Here is an 11,764-nt window from a genome sequence, read left to right as displayed (position 1 = left end):
ATTTGGGAGGAGCTGAAATCTCTCCGCGAGGGTCAAGACAAGCTGTGGCAAGAGATTCATAGACTTTGGGAAAACAGCGAAAGGTTATGGCAGGAAACTAGGGCTCTCCGCGAGGGACAGGCACAGATCAGGCAATCTCAGGAAAGTTTGTCTAATCAGCTGAACGGAGTTTGGAAGGCAATAGGAGGCCTCAGGAGCGCTTTAGGTGTCAATTTAGAGGATTACACTGCAGGCTTTGTGAGAATGCTCCTTGAAAAGCAGGGATACGATACAAACAAGCTATCGATTCGTAGCACCAGCTTTACAATTGGAGACAAGTTGCTGGAAGTAGACGTTTTTTGCGGTGATCCGCTGATCATAGGTGAGGTCACCACTCATCTGTCAAGTAAGGAAGATGCCCTAAAGGAAATTGACAAGCTTCAAGAAAGGGTTGACGCTCTGGAGAGGCTTCTACATAAGAAAAGCTACATAAAGTTACTTGCGGTTGGCACGGCACCAAAGGACGTGGTTGAATTTCTGGAGAAACTTAGCAAAGAGCGGGGGATAACGTTTGTACCAGGGCGGGAATTAGATTCTCAGGCGTTTTCCGCATGATTTAAATAGAATTTTATGCACGCCGGCCAAATTCCTCAAGGATCCACTCCTTCATGCTGTCCCTGACGGCCCTAAAGGCTTTCAGTCTTTCTTCTTCTGATCCCCGCACGGCAGCAGGATCTGGGAAGGACTTATGCAGGTACTTCTTGCCGCCCGCAAAGTATGGGCACTCTTCATCATCTCCGCATACGGTTACTACGTAATCGAATGCCATTCCCCAGAATTCTCTTACGCTTTTCGAGCGGTTTTGCGAGATATCTATTCCCAGTTCCTTCATCGCTGCAATTGCTAGAGGATGCACTTTCGAAGGCTTGCTGCCCGCGCTCTTTGCGTGATAGTAATTGCCGAGGTAGTAATTGGTTAACCCCTCCGCCATTTGAGATCTAGCGGAGTTCTCTACGCACAGGAAAAGAATGGTTTCCACGTTTATCATTATGATATGGCTTAAAATTGCTTCGATTTTTCAGTTGCTCCGCTTTTCGCGTAATAACAGCCAGAGGCATTCTTTGATTTTTAACATCTCTCGGAATGAGTTCGGTGAAACCGTTGGTGTTGGTTTCGATAGCCCCGCTTGGGCCAGAGGTTTTGTAAGCGCTCATTAGCAAGCGCGCTGCTAAAATTGCTTGCATTTCCCGAGTCATTTTTGCTCCTGTGGTTAAGCGCTAGACTTAATCAGGAGTCTCAAATAGCTTATTCGTATTAAAAGCTAGTTAATAAAAAATGGAGAAAATTACCCATTTATTTGTTCTTTGGCATCTGGCTTGCTGGTCGCGCTGGCAGTTACAGGCATGGTTGCTACTATGTTAGATCTGGGTGGCCTCATTGCTAGCTCAGCAAGCAGGAAGGCAAGCGTTGCAACGGCAAGGATCAGGAATGCCGTTACGAAGCCTACGCCCTTCATCGAGGCCATTAGGCCTACTACGGGCATCAGTGCCGATAGTATCATCATGCTTGAGCTGAAGAACGACGTGGCGGTGACGATCTGCCCTGACTTGAACGATGTGTTGGCGATCTGCAGCCCTAGCGTCCACGCGATGCCATCGGGAATTCCGGCTAGCAGGAAGGCAAGGTAATACAGTGGAGCAACATAGTAACTTGCGTAAAGGAAGAAGGCAGCAAGAGTTGCAAAGGAAAGCGCAGCTACCATGTAAGGGTATCTGTTAGTTATTGGGGACTTGAGACGGATTATGAACCTAGTTATGACGTCACCGGCAAACATGATGGCCAGAAGGTAAAACACCGTGCTTGGAGAGAAACCTATCATCCCTCCATACATGACACCGAAGGACATTAGAGAGAAGAAGGGTATCGTGTACCCTATGGCTGCTATGATTGCCCAGTTGAACTCCCTATTCTTGAAGAGTGACCTCACGCTTCCCGCTCCTTCACCACTTTTCTCGACGTACTTCAGAGAGTACTTACCTCTCAGCGCCAGCACGAAGGGTATGGCGACAAAGGCCATAACGGCAAATATGAGAAACAGTTTGATTATACCGATGCCAAGAAGATAACCAGTCGTGAATGGCGCTACTATAAGTGCCAAGGCAACCCAGAATGAGAACGCCGCCTGCTCAACCTGCCTCTTTGACTGGTCTAACGAGGCCATTCCCGCCATCGTCATGAAGGAGTCCATCACGAGGCCTACTATGAAACCGTCTATTGTCATCAGGGTATATGCCTCAGAAATTCCCTTTGTGATCATGTAGAGCGGCATGGTGATACCCAAGAGCGATAGCGATATTATCTCAACTGTTCTGAGCTGGCTTGGCCTAAACTTATGCATGATGACCGCAGATGCGGCAAAAGCAAGCGTGAAGAGGGCGAACCCTATTCCCACCTCAAATGAGTTCATCCCGAAGGCGTAGCCCAGCTCCTGGATAGTGGTCTGATAGAACTGAAGGAGATACCTACCGAGAAATGCGGCGATAATTATCAACCACTCTGCTCCACTTATGACACCAAAATCCAGTCCTAACTTCCGTGTGCTTGATGCGTTATGCATTTTCACCACCTAATCAAGTCAGTGACCTTAACGATGAGATCCTTTATCACGGGTGCGTAGATGGAGAGCGAGTCCTTGTCTTGGCCGGCGACTTCACTGAGGTATTCGACCGATTCCTCGACCTTGCTCAGAGCACTCTCTACTGTTTCTTCTCCCTCTTTCGCCCCTCCCCCCTCTGGCTCCTCAATAGTTACCCACCGCGGGCCCAGCACCGTGCCGTCGCTAAGCGAGCCCTTGTCGTTCTCCTTCTTGGTCACTATTCCCCCGTCGGCCCACAAATCCAGTAGGGGTATAAGGGAGAAGGTTGCCGTCTCCCCAGTTTCGGTTGTCATCCAGTCCTTTAATTCCTTTTCATCATCATTCTTGTTTTTGAGCGCTTCAATGACTGCCCACCTCATGCCGCCTATCAAGGCCACGTCGTGCGGACGATATCCGTTTGATTTTTTCGATACTCTCATCGACATTTTTCTTCGCCTATGACTAACTGGTCAGTAATACTTAAGCCTAACTGACTGGCTGGTCACCAATGACCGGTCAGTAAGTTTAAATGTTTGCACGAGTCTGAAACTTGACTGGAATTGGTCGAGAGCACCGAGGAAAAAATACTTAAGGCAGCCATAAAGGTATTTGCCAAGAAGGGATTTGATGCGGCAACAACCGATGAGATAGCATCTAAAAGCGGCGTTAGCAAGGGAACCGTCTTCCTTTACTTTAAGAGAAAGGACGCCTTAATAGAGCGCGTGGCGCTTGCCTCCGTGCCTTTTGCTGAGATCGAGGATAGTATGAAGAAGCATTACTCAAGTCCACAGGAGCTTTTGTTCAATGTGGGGATGGCTTTCCTCAACAAGTATAGAGACCAGGACTTGCGGTCCCTTTTGATTATGTCCATGGCGAGTAAAGACAGGTATCGCAGGGTCGGGAAGAGCTTGCAGGGTTTGTGTTTTAATTCCATGGGTAAGATGTTCGATGAGGTCGAGAAGATGATTGGAAAACCGTTCTCTGAGCCCTTGAGAAGAGCTTACTTTGGCTCGCTACTTTGCTATGTGGTGTGGTGGGAATACGATAAGATAACGCCGGACGAGTACTGCAGAACGCTGGTCACCGATCTCCTTAAGGCTATTAGGGCGTAACGACGGTTGTAATCGCGCCGATGCGCCTGTTCTTCGGGCGGATTTCGTGCGTTATTTATTATTGAAGCTTTGTACTGGTTCCACTGTGCGGTCTATGTGAAACATTTATGAAAAAGAGAGGCTTCATAAAATTTGTGCAGCCATCAGCAGATAGGAATGTTTAAACGGCGATGCTAAAGTAAACACATGCAGCCGTTTTATTTTAAGTCATATCAGAAGGTCGTTGGCGTCGCGCATGATCTAAGCGAGTTAAAGGAGCATCTTAAGGAAATTGGCACTAGGGATCCGGCATGCGTTAACTACCACTTAAGCGAGGGTCACATAGTATCATGGCTTCAATACATTGGCGAGGATTCAGCTGCTGAAGCGCTGATTGGGGTAAAGGACTTCAATGATGCGCTTAAGAAACTTGAAGGATTAGAAAGTAATCACCATGGAACGAGTATGATGAACGAGGGAATGATGCAACGCAGAAGGGAAATGATGATGAGGATGAAGGGCAAGCCCGCTGGAGGGCCCTAGCATTTTAGTTTTGTTCTCGTTAATCGAAGAGATCAGTGGAGGCATATAAATCGCCATATTTAAATATGGCAATCTATAGCTATTGAATTGAGTAAGACATGGCACGGAGCGGAAAGGGCATGTTACGTTTGGTATCCTAAGATAGATTACTCCAAGTGCACGGGTTGCGGTTTATGTCTTCTTACTTGCGGGAATGACGTCTTCAGATGGTCTGATCAAAAAGGGCTACCGGTGGTGGCCAATCCGGGGAGCTGCGTTATGGGTTGCACCACTTGCGCCAAGCTCTGTCCAGAGGACGCAATATCTTTTCCCGATGACCCAAAGCATTTTCTCAAGCAGGTCATAATAAAGGAGAAGGTGTTCCTTACGGTAAAGAAAGAGCTCAAGGACAGGCTAGACAAGCATCCTGACCACAGGGTGTCCGCGGAGGACGTAGAGGCATGGAAGAAAGCAGAAGCAGGTGAGAGAAGTGCCAGGCGAGGCTAAGCCGGATTTCAGCAAGTGGCACGGTATGGATAGAAATGCCATAAAATGGGGGCCCGTTATCGACGAAACCAAGTGCGTCGGTTGCGGCCTCTGCGTGGTTCAGTGTTCGGAAAGGAGGAACGTATTTGGATATGACGAGCAAAAGAGGAAGGCCGTCGTTCTGGACCCCGAAAACTGCATGGTGGGCTGTAATAACTGCCAAGTGGCGTGCCTTTGGGACGCCATATCGTTTCCCGACGCCTCCGGTATAAGAGATCTCGCAAAACAACTCGTTGAGTCCGGAAAGGCCAAGGAGGAGCTTGAGGGGAGGCTGAAGAAGAACCCTGGGCTGAAGCTAGAGCTTCCGCCCTGATCGCGAGGGCTTTTTAAGCGAAAGGACCGTCTTCACAAGTGGAATGTATTCTTCCCTGATGGAGTAATAGGTGAACTTGGAGTCTTCTCTTCTTCTAAGCAGGCCTGCGGCGTAGAGCTTTTGCAGGTGCAGAGTTACTGTTGGTTGAGCAAGTTTTAAGACAGGCTCTACCTCGCACGCGCAGATCTCGCCATGCTTTATCATGGCGTCGAGCAGGGCTAGTCTGGTCTTGTTGGATAACGTACGCAATAGTGCCTCCTTTTCTTCATAGCTTTTCACGTCAAGAAGTTCCGGAAGCGCATCGCATGAAGGGTTACTCATCGAGTCTTAAGTGTTTTCCGGCTATAAGCGTGTCGCGATTTCAAAAGACTTTGTTGACATATGCACGTGAAGCGCTTATGGGTAGTTGCGCGTGAGACCATGCTTAAGCCATATATGACGGGTGTTTTCATATCTTGCTACGCCTTTTTGCACCTCTATCGCGGCTTAAACCGTTCGCAATGCGCGCCGGTCTTAGTCTTAATCGCGGAACGGATGACGTAAGATGACCAAGTACATTGCCTCGCTGCCTTAAACATAATGATAGGGCTATATTCCACCGTTTTAATTTCATATGGCAGAGAAAAGCAAGTTAGCAGCTCACGAGGCGGTCTTGGGCAAGCCCTTGAGTGGAAAAAGAGTCGAGTGTGACCTCTGCTGGAGGAGGTGCGTGATACCCGATCACGAAAGGGGATACTGCTACGTCAGGTACAACGAAGGAGGCAAGCTCTACACGGAAGCGTACGGCGTGGTGACCGCTCTTAATCTAGACCCGATTGAGAAGAAGCCCTTTTACCATTTCTTGCCTGGTACCATCAGCCTCTCAATTTCTACAGTGAGCTGCAACTTCAGGTGCAAGTTCTGCCAGAACTGGGAGCTCTCTTACTTCAAAGAGCTTAAGGGGCTTGAGATTTCCCCTGAGGAGATAGCGCGCATTGCCTCGGATGAGGGGGCTCGGAGCGTGAGCTACACATATAATGAGCCGACGATATTCGTGGAGTACGCCATAGACACTGCAAAGGAAGCGAAGAAGAGGGGACTTAAGAACACTTTCGTGACCAATGGTTACATGACGCCAGAAGCCGTGGACTACGTCAAGGGCTACATAGATGCCATGACCGTGGGAATCAAGGGCTCGCTTAATCCTGAGTTCTACAGAAGGATGATGGCTGTACCCGACGCCGAGGTCATTAAACAGACTCTTCTTGCCATAAAACAGGCCGGAATTCACCTGGAAATGACCGACCTACTTGTAACCAAGTACGGAGACGACATGGCGTCGCTTTCGTCGTTGGCTCGCTGGGTGGTGGATAACATAGGAGATGATATGCCGTTTCACGTCCTGCGTTTCTTCCCAGACGCGCAGTTGAGGGACGTGCCTCCGACTTCCGTTGAGTTGCTTCGTCGCGCGCGCGACATAGCAAAGAAAGAGGGATTAAAGTACGTTTACGTGGGCAACGTACCAGGAGAAGATCAAAACACGTACTGTCCTTATTGCGGTAACCTTTTGGTCAGGCGCGAGGGCTTCAGCTCTCAGGTAGTAGGCCTTAACGACGGTCATTGCTCCAAATGCGGGGCTAATATACCGATCGTTCTCGATTAATCAAAATATAAAAATTGGTTCAGTTTTTATTGTAATTGTGGAGTCGTTGTGGTCCTGTTGGAGCGGGTGATGGTGCCCAGGTCAGGCTGTACTTGTTACTGGAATCTCTCTTAACGATCCCGCGGAACGCCCATATTTGGAGCAGAGAGCCCACAAGCTCTGGCGTTATCTGCGAGTTTATCTTCGAGGTTACCCAGTCAGCGACTTCTTTGTCGGTTTTCGATCCCTCCGCAAGCGCGCTGTAAACCGCCCATCCTAAACCTGGGAAACCCATTTGCTCTGGCTGACGGGCACCGAACCAAGGGCCACTAAGGCTGGACCTTGTCCCGAAGCCCGGACCGTAGCCGGGGGCTAAGCCGTACGCGCGGATGCAGTTTCCTCTTGGCGTATCTATCACCAGATATCGTATAGTAGATACTTAAAAGCATATCGTATAGTAGATATATCCAATTTTGAAACTCGATATTGGTTAATCTGAGCAGAACAGACATACGCATCCTCCCGAACGCGCGGAGTTTAGAATTGCCGTAATGCGTACTGATGGTTATGTGATGTTCCGAGGAGGGTTGAAGAAGCCTGCCTTTTGAGTGGGGGACTGGAAGCTTCGGGCTGGTAAAAAGTTATGCCAATCCGGCCCTATTGATGGGGAGGCCAGCGAACTTAAGCCAAGAAGTGCCCTTGCATCGGGAGGTTAAAGCGGTTAAGACGATCTGGATAAGGGAGTCGGAGTTCTCGTTTTAAGGCATGTAGGAGAACATGGGTTTGAGTTAGCGCAGGGAGAAGCGAAACTTCACACGTTCAGGGGAGAGTGGAAGAAGGTATCTTCAATGATAGCTCAGAGAGACCTTAAGGAGGTGGCAGCTCCAACTGGGGTCGGGGAAGGCCTCTACGCATGGACTGAGAGGTGGCTACCGCTATGTAGACCATGGAAGCGGATTAGGACGCGAGTAGGTTCGGTGTTGAGCAAAGTCCCGCCTGTAGGCGCAAATGGTCACGAGCTAAACAATACCTGTTTTCGGAGGTGGGGCCACGGAGATTTGAACTCCAGTCCCGTGGGCCCAAGCCACGTAGCCTACCATGCTAGCCCATGGCCCCAAGCCTCGAGCGGGATTTGAACCCGCGACCTTCGCCTTACCAAGGCGACGCTCTAACCAGGCTGAGCTATCGAGGCAAAAAAAACTTGCCTGCGCATTTATCTCTTTCGCTTAAGCTGGAACGTCCTTGTAAAGGTAGAGCATGAGGTCAACAAGCCTGTTGGAGAATCCCCACTCGTTATCGTACCAGCCTATGACGTTCACCAGCCTACCTCCTACGACCATGGTTCCGAACGGGTCGAATATGGAGGAGTGAGGATCGCCAACGATGTCATGGGATACTATGGGTTCGGTGGCGTAGCCCACTATGCCCTTCATGTATCCCTCTGATGCCTTCTTGAAGGCGTCGTTGACCTCCTGAACTGTCACGTCCCTCTTGAGGTACGCGACCAGCACGGTTATGGAGCCGTCAGGCGTCGGTACCCTTAAAGAGAAGCCGTTCATCTTTCCGTTGAGCTTGGGTATGACCTGCCCAATCGTCTTAGCGGCACCCGTGGTTGTGGGTATGATGTTCAAGGCAGCCGCCCTTGCCCTTCTGAGGTCAGAGTGAGGCAAGTCAAGGATCCTTTGGTCGTTGGTATAGGAGTGCGTGGTAGACATGAGACCGAACTCTACTCCAAAGGCATCATCAAGTACCTTTACCATCGTGTCAAGGCAGTTGGTGGTGCACGATCCCATTGATATTACGGTGTGCTTGTTGGGATCGTATATGTCGTGGTTAACGCCCATCACTATAGTTGCATCGGCATCTTCAGACGGAGCCGATATTATCACCTTCTTTGCCCCGGCGGCCAGATGGCCTGCTGCCTTCTCCCTCTTGGTGAAAAGACCAGTTGACTCTAGGACAAGCTCAACTCCGAGGTCCTTCCATGGGAGAGCGGTAGGTCCCTCCTTTATGGCGAGGACTTTTACCTCGTTTCCGTCAATTATAAGAGTATCTCCCTTCGCCTCAACGGTTCCGGGGTATGTCCCAAATACTGAGTCATGCTTGAATAGGTAAGCCAACGTCTTCGCGTCGGTTATGTCGTTTACAGCCACTATCTTGAACTTCTTCTTGAACTCTTCGTTTGACATGGCCGCCCTGTAGAAGTTTCTTCCGATTCTGCCGAACCCATTTATGCCGACTTTGATTGCCATTTTCACGGAAGTGAACTACACACGTATAAAGGTTTATTTGTCTCTAACAATATTCTGTTATCGTAAAATATTTTCTCATTAGCGTCCGCCCGTCCATAACGTGTCAGAGCTATCTGCGTTTGCTAAGGCCGTCATTCGCACGAAGGGCAGAGGCCTGGTAGTGCTAATGGGAGGCGAGAGCAAAGAGGAAGCTATCATCGATGAGCTAGTTGGCATTTACGGTAGTGCCATTAGAATAGGGTCTCCACAGGAGGGTTCCATCAGGGGAGCTGTAACATGGGAACAACTCGATCGCGTGCTTGGGTTGGGTTCACCCTTGGTTGTTATTTCGGCAAGGGTCGCTTTAGACGCAAACGCGCTAGCCGCAGCAGCTGGTCTGGTCAAGGCCGGAGGTCTGCTAGTTCTGTTGCTGGGAAAGAGGAGGGGCGCGATCCCTTCTTCTCAAGCGCTGAGGTTCGGTCCGCCCTCGCCCTTCGTTGAGCACGTGCTTGAGTCCGCGCGGAGCTGCGCAGTGGGCATGGGATATGACGTGGAACGTGGGTTACTCTGGAAAAACCTGAACTGGTCTTCTTCCCTAAAGGTGAAAAGGGGATTCAAGCCGACCCCGGAGCAGCAAACGGTCATCGACGAGATGAAGGATATGGCCAAAAAAGAAGGGAGCAAGGTGCTCATAGTTAGGGGAGATAGGGGAAGGGGTAAGTCCGCCGCTCTAGGGCTTGGGGCTGCCGCTTACGTCAGGGAATCACGCGGGGCAAACTTAGTGGTCATAAGCAAGAGGACCGAGTCTCTTGGCGTTCTCTTCGACTTTTTTGATAGGGCAAGTGGTTTTAAGAGGGTTGAAGACAGGGTCTTCAGGGGAAGAGGCGGATCGCTTCGGTGGATGCCCATAGACCTTGCCTTGCTCTTTCCTTCCTCGCTTTTGGACTTGGTGATAGTTGATGAGGCAGCGGAGTTTCCCATTGACGCGCTCCTCTCTCTTGTGAGGAAGTTTAAGAAGATCGTGTTCGCAACGACCGTTCAGGGTTACGAGGGATCTGGTAGGGGATTCGAGCTGCGCTTTGCAGAGTCGGTTAAAAGAGAGGCTCGCCACGCAGTTACTACCATCACGCTTGTGACCCCCATAAGGTTTATGCCCGACGACCCGCTTGAAAGGTGGGCTCAGGATACGCTTCTGCTCAAGCCGGAGCTTCCTCAACCTGACATGAGTTCCGTTGAGATAAGGGAGATCCCGCGCGACTTCAAAGTTATATCTGATTTCTATTCCATATTGGCTGAAGCGCATTACAGGAATGAGCCCAATGATCTCGCCGCTATGATGGACTTGCCCAACAGGAGCTTTGTGGCCGCTTACGGAGGCGGCCGTCCGCTGGGTATAGTCGAGCTCTCGCGGGAAGGTCCTCTAAGCGAGGAGGAGGTCAGGATCATTGAGGAAGGAGGCGAGCTTCCTGGAAATCTCATACCTGATAAGCTGATCGGAAGGTCGCGCATGAAGGGATTTGAAAGGTACTGGGGACAGAGAATAGTGAGGATAGCCGTTCATCCAGCGCTTCAGCGCCGTGGCGTAGGGACTTTGCTCTTAAACTATGTGGAGAAAAAAGCCATGGAATCGGGTGCCGCCTGGTTAGGTGCTTCTTTCAGCGTTGATGAAGAGATCCTCTCTTTTTGGGTTAAGAACGGGTACGTGCCAGCTTACATCTCGTGGAAGGCCGTAAGATCCGGGGGTTCACCGAGCGTCATAGTTGTCAAGCCACTTGAGCGGGAGGTCGAGGACATGCTGAGAGGGAGATCGCCGGAGATAATGTGGCATTGGATAATGGGGGTACCCACAATATTTAAGGGCGTCAATCCCGAGGCCATGGCTTTGTGCCTGACGACGCTTGGAAGGCTTTCTAAGCGCATAGGTATGCCAATTAAGGGACCTCTTGAGCAGCCACTGGAGTCGTCTATACCGCTTCTGGTTTGGGCTGCCAGGGCTTACTCGTCTTCGGAAAGACCTCGGCTTGACCTCCTTGAGGCCCTGCTTCGCTTTCTCAGGGATGGAGAGGGATCGAGGACCGATAAGGCGAAGATATCGGAGCTGCTTAGACAGCTGTATGGAAGTAACGGCGAGGTAACTGGGTGCGTCGGCGTTTCTTAACGTGAAAGGAGACAAGCTTTAGATAGGCCTCATAGCTTTCTCTTATCCTTTTTGCGTCTTCTTCCGTTGCCTTCCTTACAACTCTTGCAGGTATTCCCATGACCACCGAGCCAGGTTCTACGCGCATTCCTTCGGGAATAAGCGCGCCAGCGGCTACAATGCTTCCCGAACCCACGCTTGCCCCTGTCAACACTATGGATCCCATTCCTATTAGGACGTCATCACCCACGCTTGCCCCATGGACTATCGCCGCGTGACCTATGGTCACCCTCTTGCCAACGCGGACTGGGTATCCGAAGTCGGCGTGAAGTACGGATCCGTCCTGAACGTTGGAATTGTCGAGAACCTCTATGCTGTCCTCGTCTCCTCTTAGGACCGCGCAAGGCCAAATGCTGACGTTATCCCCAAGCGTTACGTCACCTATGACGCGCGCCCCTTCAGCCACATAAACGTTTTTGCCGAAGTGTGGTGATTTTTCCTGCAATTTGAGAAAGACATGCGTTTAGGTTTAAGCGTTAGTCAAATGGGTGCTGGGTCACGCTGCAACTTGCGCCTGTGGCGGCATGAAATATTTTCGAGGCTGACTTTAAGCGCCGGGCAGGGAAAGGGACTTATGTCCATCAAAAACTGGGAGAAGGAATATGATGTCGGCATAGTGAAGAGGGCTG

The 11,764-nt window shown here is 50.4% G+C and carries 14 protein-coding genes and 2 tRNA genes; 7 read left to right on the top strand and 9 right to left on the bottom strand.

Annotated elements, in window-relative coordinates; genetic code table 11:
- The coding region (locus PRZ02_RS03390; RefSeq protein WP_449464456.1) for a hypothetical protein at window positions 1-594 on the top strand (594 nt) is incomplete at its 5' end.
- A gap of 13 nt (window positions 595-607) precedes the next feature.
- On the opposite strand, the gene PRZ02_RS03385 is transcribed toward PRZ02_RS03390, so the two are convergent.
- The 3 genes from PRZ02_RS03385 to PRZ02_RS03375 form a co-directional block, all read right to left on the bottom strand.
- Window positions 608-1,027: an arsenate reductase ArsC gene (locus tag PRZ02_RS03385; RefSeq protein ID WP_449464455.1), complete on the bottom strand. Its 420-nt coding sequence runs from the start codon at window positions 1,025-1,027 to the stop codon at window positions 608-610.
- Window positions 1,028-1,324: 297 nt separating this feature from the next.
- Window positions 1,325-2,596, bottom strand: coding sequence for an MFS transporter (locus PRZ02_RS03380; protein ID WP_449464454.1), 1,272 nt, complete (start codon window positions 2,594-2,596; stop codon window positions 1,325-1,327).
- A 2-nt stretch (window positions 2,597-2,598) separates the two neighbouring features.
- Window positions 2,599-3,060, bottom strand: coding sequence for a hypothetical protein (locus tag PRZ02_RS03375; protein WP_449464453.1), 462 nt, complete (start codon window positions 3,058-3,060; stop codon window positions 2,599-2,601).
- Window positions 3,061-3,174: 114 nt separating this feature from the next.
- Between PRZ02_RS03375 and PRZ02_RS03370 the strand changes: the two genes are divergently transcribed.
- The 4 genes from PRZ02_RS03370 (at window position 3,175) to PRZ02_RS03355 (ending at window position 5,086) form a co-directional block, all read left to right on the top strand.
- On the top strand, window positions 3,175-3,726 hold the full coding sequence (locus PRZ02_RS03370) for a TetR/AcrR family transcriptional regulator (RefSeq protein ID WP_449464452.1): 552 nt from the start codon (window positions 3,175-3,177) through the stop codon (window positions 3,724-3,726).
- Window positions 3,727-3,912: 186 nt separating this feature from the next.
- Window positions 3,913-4,248, top strand: a complete 336-nt coding sequence (locus tag PRZ02_RS03365) for a hypothetical protein (protein ID WP_449464451.1) — start codon at window positions 3,913-3,915, stop codon at window positions 4,246-4,248.
- 87 nt (window positions 4,249-4,335) lie between these two features.
- Entirely contained in the window at window positions 4,336-4,734 is a 399-nt protein-coding gene (locus tag PRZ02_RS03360; protein WP_449464450.1) for a 4Fe-4S dicluster domain-containing protein, read from the top strand.
- Window positions 4,718-5,086, top strand: coding sequence for a 4Fe-4S dicluster domain-containing protein (locus tag PRZ02_RS03355; RefSeq protein ID WP_449464449.1), 369 nt, complete (start codon window positions 4,718-4,720; stop codon window positions 5,084-5,086). Before PRZ02_RS03360 ends, PRZ02_RS03355 begins: the two co-directional genes overlap by 17 nt.
- Here the strand turns inward: PRZ02_RS03355 and PRZ02_RS03350 are convergent.
- Window positions 5,069-5,407, bottom strand: a complete 339-nt coding sequence (locus PRZ02_RS03350; RefSeq protein WP_449464448.1) for an ArsR/SmtB family transcription factor — start codon at window positions 5,405-5,407, stop codon at window positions 5,069-5,071. The two genes, PRZ02_RS03355 and PRZ02_RS03350, sit on opposite strands and share 18 nt — an antisense overlap.
- Window positions 5,408-5,699: 292 nt before the next feature.
- Between PRZ02_RS03350 and amrS the strand changes: the two genes are divergently transcribed.
- On the top strand, window positions 5,700-6,728 hold the full coding sequence (gene amrS, locus PRZ02_RS03345) for an AmmeMemoRadiSam system radical SAM enzyme (protein ID WP_449464447.1): 1,029 nt from the start codon (window positions 5,700-5,702) through the stop codon (window positions 6,726-6,728).
- 19 nt (window positions 6,729-6,747) lie between these two features.
- Here amrS and PRZ02_RS03340 read toward each other — a convergent pair whose 3' ends face one another.
- From PRZ02_RS03340 to gap, 4 genes are all read right to left on the bottom strand, one after another.
- Complete coding sequence (locus PRZ02_RS03340; RefSeq protein WP_449464446.1) at window positions 6,748-7,125, bottom strand: hypothetical protein; 378 nt, start codon at window positions 7,123-7,125, stop codon at window positions 6,748-6,750.
- A 625-nt stretch (window positions 7,126-7,750) separates the two neighbouring features.
- Window positions 7,751-7,823, bottom strand: a tRNA-Pro gene (locus PRZ02_RS03335).
- 1 nt (window position 7,824) lies between these two features.
- A tRNA-Thr gene (locus tag PRZ02_RS03330) sits at window positions 7,825-7,899 on the bottom strand.
- A gap of 34 nt (window positions 7,900-7,933) precedes the next feature.
- Window positions 7,934-8,959, bottom strand: coding sequence for a type I glyceraldehyde-3-phosphate dehydrogenase (gene gap / locus PRZ02_RS03325; RefSeq protein ID WP_449464445.1), 1,026 nt, complete (start codon window positions 8,957-8,959; stop codon window positions 7,934-7,936).
- A gap of 100 nt (window positions 8,960-9,059) precedes the next feature.
- Here gap and PRZ02_RS03320 point away from each other — a divergent pair, with 100 nt between their 5' ends.
- Entirely contained in the window at window positions 9,060-11,096 is a 2,037-nt protein-coding gene (locus tag PRZ02_RS03320; RefSeq protein ID WP_449464444.1) for a GNAT family N-acetyltransferase, read from the top strand.
- Here the strand turns inward: PRZ02_RS03320 and PRZ02_RS03315 are convergent.
- Window positions 11,041-11,580 (bottom strand): gamma carbonic anhydrase family protein, encoded by a 540-nt coding sequence (locus PRZ02_RS03315; protein ID WP_449464443.1) that lies wholly within the window; start codon window positions 11,578-11,580, stop codon window positions 11,041-11,043. The genes PRZ02_RS03320 and PRZ02_RS03315 overlap by 56 nt on opposite strands.
- Window positions 11,581-11,764 lie beyond the last annotated feature (184 nt).

The organism is Tardisphaera saccharovorans (genome assembly GCF_046635845.1).
Classification (GTDB): domain Archaea; phylum Thermoproteota; class Thermoprotei_A; order Marsarchaeales; family UBA168; genus UBA168.
Note: the sequence above shows the minus strand (reverse complement) of the source record. Positions and strands in the feature narration are given on the sequence as shown.

What these genes read in the sequence shown, in the direction of transcription:
- PRZ02_RS03385 (WP_449464455.1), bottom strand. Translation starts at nt 1,027, where the DNA reads ATGATAAACGTGGAAACCATTCTTTTCCTGTGCGTAGAGAACTCCGCT.
- PRZ02_RS03380 (WP_449464454.1), bottom strand. Translation starts at nt 2,596, where the DNA reads ATGCATAACGCATCAAGCACACGGAAGTTAGGACTGGATTTTGGTGTC.
- PRZ02_RS03375 (WP_449464453.1), bottom strand. Translation starts at nt 3,060, where the DNA reads ATGTCGATGAGAGTATCGAAAAAATCAAACGGATATCGTCCGCACGAC.
- PRZ02_RS03365 (WP_449464451.1), top strand. Translation starts at nt 3,913, where the DNA reads ATGCAGCCGTTTTATTTTAAGTCATATCAGAAGGTCGTTGGCGTCGCG.
- PRZ02_RS03350 (WP_449464448.1), bottom strand. Translation starts at nt 5,407, where the DNA reads ATGAGTAACCCTTCATGCGATGCGCTTCCGGAACTTCTTGACGTGAAA.
- amrS (WP_449464447.1), top strand. Translation starts at nt 5,700, where the DNA reads ATGGCAGAGAAAAGCAAGTTAGCAGCTCACGAGGCGGTCTTGGGCAAG.
- gap (WP_449464445.1), bottom strand. Translation starts at nt 8,959, where the DNA reads ATGGCAATCAAAGTCGGCATAAATGGGTTCGGCAGAATCGGAAGAAAC.